The organism is Desulfosarcina sp., from assembly GCF_033791525.1.
GTDB lineage: Bacteria > Desulfobacterota > Desulfobacteria > Desulfobacterales > Desulfosarcinaceae > Desulfosarcina.
This window is the reverse complement of sequence record NZ_JASJGN010000444.1, coordinates 1-4,335: the sequence shown is the minus strand read 5'-3', so window position 1 is coordinate 4,335 and position 4,335 is coordinate 1. Positions and strand designations below refer to the sequence as shown.

Annotated in this window: 7 protein-coding genes; all 7 read right to left on the bottom strand. The window is 56.1% G+C overall.

Annotated features, from left to right (window positions below):
* The coding region (locus QNK41_RS21100) for an NAD(P)H-dependent oxidoreductase (protein ID WP_319259042.1) at positions 1-135 on the bottom strand (135 nt) is incomplete at its 3' end.
* A gap of 9 nt (positions 136-144) precedes the next feature.
* Complete coding sequence (locus QNK41_RS21095; protein ID WP_319261239.1) at positions 145-492, bottom strand: cytochrome c3 family protein; 348 nt, start codon at positions 490-492, stop codon at positions 145-147.
* A 102-nt stretch (positions 493-594) separates the two neighbouring features.
* A complete protein-coding gene (cydB, locus tag QNK41_RS21090) occupies positions 595-1,623 on the bottom strand; it encodes a cytochrome d ubiquinol oxidase subunit II (protein WP_319261236.1) in 1,029 nt (342 codons plus the stop codon).
* A gap of 37 nt (positions 1,624-1,660) precedes the next feature.
* A complete protein-coding gene (locus QNK41_RS21085; protein WP_319261233.1) occupies positions 1,661-2,992 on the bottom strand; it encodes a cytochrome ubiquinol oxidase subunit I in 1,332 nt (443 codons plus the stop codon).
* A gap of 196 nt (positions 2,993-3,188) precedes the next feature.
* Positions 3,189-3,374 (bottom strand): hypothetical protein, encoded by a 186-nt coding sequence (locus QNK41_RS21080; RefSeq protein WP_319261231.1) that lies wholly within the window; start codon positions 3,372-3,374, stop codon positions 3,189-3,191.
* Positions 3,375-3,431: 57 nt separating this feature from the next.
* Positions 3,432-3,866 (bottom strand): flavodoxin domain-containing protein, encoded by a 435-nt coding sequence (locus QNK41_RS21075; protein ID WP_319261229.1) that lies wholly within the window; start codon positions 3,864-3,866, stop codon positions 3,432-3,434.
* An 18-nt stretch (positions 3,867-3,884) separates the two neighbouring features.
* Positions 3,885-4,040: a rubredoxin-like domain-containing protein gene (locus QNK41_RS21070; RefSeq protein ID WP_319259024.1), complete on the bottom strand. Its 156-nt coding sequence runs from the start codon at positions 4,038-4,040 to the stop codon at positions 3,885-3,887.
* Positions 4,041-4,335: the final 295 nt, after the last annotated feature.

The window sequence follows — 4,335 nt, the reverse complement described above, 5'->3', positions numbered from 1 at the left end:
CACAATGCCGGCCCGGGCCACCTGGATGGTTTTAACGGCAGCGCCCGCCTGGCTGGCCTTTTCCAGAAAAGACGCCAGAAGGGTGTCGGTGTTTCCACCTTTGCGGGGGCTGCCCTGAAGTCCTAAGATCAGCATGGTTGGTTGTTATTTGACATGGCAGGTTTTACAGGTCACCGGGCCATGGGGCTTGCCCGTCTTTTTCTCCTCCTTGTGGCACTTGATGCACTGGAGGTTCATCACTTTTTTCGGCTTCAGCATTCCCTCCTCCTTCATCTTCTTAATGGCCGCTATTTCCTGGGGAAAGACGCTGTGGCAAACGTTGCAGTCTTTGATTCGGTTCTGATGCTGGGCGTGGGGAAAGGGCACGTTGCCCGATCGGCCGCCGAAAATGTCGATACGGTCCGGCCCCCGGCTGGCGGCATGGGTTGCGGCCATGGAGAGGCTGACAATCAGGGCGGTGACGAGGGTGATCATAACGATATGGCGGCTCATGTAATGCTCCGTTTAAGGTTTTTTCCGGTGTGTCAACGAAAAAGTACCCGCCGTGCCGCCCGCGAAGATACCGGGCAGATAGGGCGGATGTTACCTGATCGATCAATACATCTCTTCGTGGGCCAGGTCGTCGTCGGTCACCTTGACGCTGAACAGCTTGTAGGCCCAGATCTGGTAAGCCAGCACCACGGGCACGAAGAGCAGCACCACGATGAGCATGATCTTCAGGGTCAGGGGGCTGGACGAGGCATTATAGGCCGACAGGCTGTACGCGGCATCGATGCTGGAGGGGAACAGGTTGGGAAACAGACCGATAACGCCGAAGAACGTGCACGATACGATGGTGGCCGCCGATGCCAGCCATGCCTTGAAAAAGGCTTTTTGCATCAGAAAGTACCTGATTCCCACGATGGCGGCAACGGCTATGGCCGGTACCAGAAAGAGGACCGGGTTGGCCCGGTAATTGTTGTACAACGGCGTGAAGACGTAACTCGCCGCCAGAAAGACGACCGCTACGCCGGCGAGTATCGGCCACAGCTTGCCGGCCAGTCTCTCGGCCCGTTGGGCCAGATCGCCGTCGGCACGCACGGTTAGCCACAGGGCGCCGTGGACCAGAAAGAGGCACAGAAACAGCACGCCGCCCAACACGCCGTAGGGGTTGAGCAAGGTGAACAGGTTGCCCAGGTAGATGCCGTCCTGGTCGATGGGTATGCCTTTGAATATGTTGGCAAAGGCCACACCGAACAGCAGGGCTGGCAGAAAACTGCCCACGAAAATGCAGGAGTCCCATATCCGCTTCCAGGCGGGATTGTCCACCTTGTTGCGGAACTCAAAGGATACGCCGCGCAGGATCAGGGCGAAGAGAATCAGCATCAGCGCCGAGTAAAGGGATGAGAACATCACCGCGTAGACCAGCGGAAAGGCGGCGAAGGTGACGCCGGCGGCGGTGAGCAGCCAGACCTCGTTGCCGTCCCAAAGCGGTCCCATGGCATGGATCATCATGTGTTTGTCGCGTTCCGATTTGCCCAGGAAGGGATACAGCGAACCGATTCCCAGGTCGAAGCCGTCCGTCATGAAAAAGACCGCCCAGAGCAGGCCCCAGATGAAAAACCATACGGTTTGTAATTCCATTGATAACCCCTGTGCGTTGTCTGTATTGAAAAATGGTTTAGCTAGTGGCCATCTCAGCGCCCGCCGCTTCCGGTTTCGGGCCTTTTTTGGCGAAATCGGCGATGAGGTAAAAGCCGGCGATCCCCAGCAGGCCGTAAACCAGAATAAAGCCCACCAGGGAAGCCATTACCTGGGAGGCCGCCACCGGTGAGGCTGCATTGGCGGTTTTCAACAGGCCATAAACGATCCAGGGCTGGCGGCCCACTTCGGCCAGCACCCATCCCATCTCGATGGCCAGGTAGGGCAGCGGGATGGCAAAAAGCATGACCCACAGGTACCAGCGGGATTCAAGCAGTCGGTTTTTCAAAAATAAGCCAATGATGGTGAGCAGGGGAAAAAGGGTCCCTAAAGCCACCATTGTCCGGAAGGAGACGAATGTCGGCAGGACCGGCGGCCGTTCATCCCTGGGGATGTCCTTCAGCCCGGTCACCGCCGCATTGACGTCGTGATGCCCCAACAGGCTCAGGGCGCCGGGCAGACGGCCGATTTCGATTGCGTTGCGTTCGTTTTCTTCATCAGGAATGGCGAACATGACGATGGGGGCCCGGGTCTGGGTCTCCCAGTGAGATTCCATGGCGGCCAGCTTGGCCGGCTGGGTCTGGGTGACGTGAACGGCGTGCATGTCACCGGTGATGGCCACCACGATAGAGGAGACCAACCCCACCACCAGACCGATATTGAAGGAGCGGGTGAAAAAATCGATATGTTGTTTTTTCAGTAGGTGCCAGGCGCTGATCCCCATCATGAAAAAGGCGGCCAGAAGGAATGCAGAGGGTATCATATGGAGGATTTCAAGTATTCCGAACTTGTTGGTGATCACGGCCAGAAAGTCGGTCAACTCCGCCCGGCCGTTGCGGATGGTGAATCCCACCGGGTGCTGCATCCACCCGTTGGCCAGAAGAATCCAGATGGCAGAGACATTGCCGGCGCCGGCCACCAGCCACATGACCGTGGCGTGGGCTTTTTTGGACAGTTTTTTCCATCCAAAAATCCAGATGCCGATAAAAGTGGATTCCAGGAAGAATGCCACGGATGCTTCGATGGCCAGAAGCGACCCGAAGACGTCACCCACGTAGGCGGAGTAGCGCGACCAGTTGGTGCCGAACTGAAACTCCAGGGTGATGCCGGTGACCACCCCCAGTGCGAAATTGATCAGAAAGAGTTTACCCCAGAACTTGGTCATGCGCAGATAGGTTTCATCGCCGGTCCTTACGTACCGGGTCTCCATGTATGCCACCAGAACAGACAGCCCCAGGGTCAGGGGAACAAACAGAAAGTGAAACATGGTGGCGGCGGCAAACTGGAGCCGCGATAACATGACAACGTCCATACCAATTCCTCCTTGAACCGATGCCGGCAACCAACCTAATGGGTCGGCTGCCCTATACGTAGTGGGTCATTTGTTGTGTTCATTCAGGCGAACCCCAACCGTTGAGGCACATGTCGAGTCAATCAGCAGGGCCGTGTGGGTTGGAACCCAGGGAGTTGCAATGATATTGGGGCAGCAAACAGCACCTGGCGGCAGGCTATACGCCCCCATCTAGTGTGCACTGGGTAAAGTCGATGGGCTTGCCGCATTTCGCGCAGGTGTGATCCTTGTTGAACTCGTCGGAGAAGATCTCTTTGCTTTCACCGCATCCAGGGCACTTGCAGATAAAGGATTTCAGGGTCTTGAACGTCTGGTAGCCGGGGCAATGTTGGGGTGTGGACATAGCATCCTCCTTTTTTCTATCTGGGATTTTGTGGTGGTGAACCAGTTACATCGATGGTCAGGGTAGTTTTTCGGCAATCTCCCGTCCGTAATCCTGGGCCATTTTCAGGCCTCCGCCCAGGTTGGCCGATTTGAGCCGCAAGGGGATGCTCACCATGTTCATCTTGAAGATGTTTTTCATGGTTTCAAAAATGCGGTCCGGGGCTTCACCGCTCCATCCAAAGGCGCCGAAGGCAGCACCCACCTTGCCCTCTAATTCGGCCTTTTCTGCCATGAACAGCAGGGTCTTCATCCCTTGAACCATCTCCCCGTGGTAGGTCGGAGAGCCGAACACCACGGCATCGTACCCCTTCAGGTCTTCCTCTTTTTTAATCTCGGTCACTTTGACCACATTTGCCTCATGGCCGGAGAAACGAATCCCTTCGGCGATGATATTGCCGATTTTTTCGGTTTCACCGGTGCGTGTGGCATACACAATGAGCGTTTTCGCCATTTCCTGCTCCCTTTCTTCCTATTTGATTCTGGGATCCTTGCCTTCGTACTGGCAGTCAGGCGTGTAACAGGTGTTGTCCAGAAAGTCACATTTTTCCTTGCATGACGGACATTTCTCAGGCGGCCTGTCCGCCTGCAGTTCATATCCGCAATTCCCGCATTTCCAGCTGCCCATGAGGCACCTCCTTGTGGATGTTGATCGTGTGGTCGGTGTCCGTCTATAGGCTTTAAGGTAATTGATTTGGACCGCGTTATCGGTCGGCGCAGTATACCAAATACGGCTTCCTCCCTCTTGCCTTGCCAAATTAATTACCTTAAAGCCTATATCCTGCTGGCACGGATTACGTGCTGTCCCTGGTGTTTAGCCAGGACCGGCCTTCGGTTCTCGGGAGACGGTAGCCAGTGGGGGCACCGTCTCCCGACTTTGATAGAGACGCAGGGTTACGCTTTCCACAGCCCGTGAAGGTTGC

Bases quoted from the DNA above. Each gene is read 5' to 3' on its own strand.
- QNK41_RS21070 (WP_319259024.1), bottom strand. From the start codon at position 4,040: ATGGGCAGCTGGAAATGCGGGAATTGCGGATATGAACTGCAGGCGGAC.
- QNK41_RS21085 (WP_319261233.1), bottom strand. From the start codon at position 2,992: ATGGACGTTGTCATGTTATCGCGGCTCCAGTTTGCCGCCGCCACCATG.
- QNK41_RS21095 (WP_319261239.1), bottom strand. From the start codon at position 492: ATGAGCCGCCATATCGTTATGATCACCCTCGTCACCGCCCTGATTGTC.
- cydB (WP_319261236.1), bottom strand. From the start codon at position 1,623: ATGGAATTACAAACCGTATGGTTTTTCATCTGGGGCCTGCTCTGGGCG.
- QNK41_RS21080 (WP_319261231.1), bottom strand. From the start codon at position 3,374: ATGTCCACACCCCAACATTGCCCCGGCTACCAGACGTTCAAGACCCTG.
- QNK41_RS21075 (WP_319261229.1), bottom strand. From the start codon at position 3,866: ATGGCGAAAACGCTCATTGTGTATGCCACACGCACCGGTGAAACCGAA.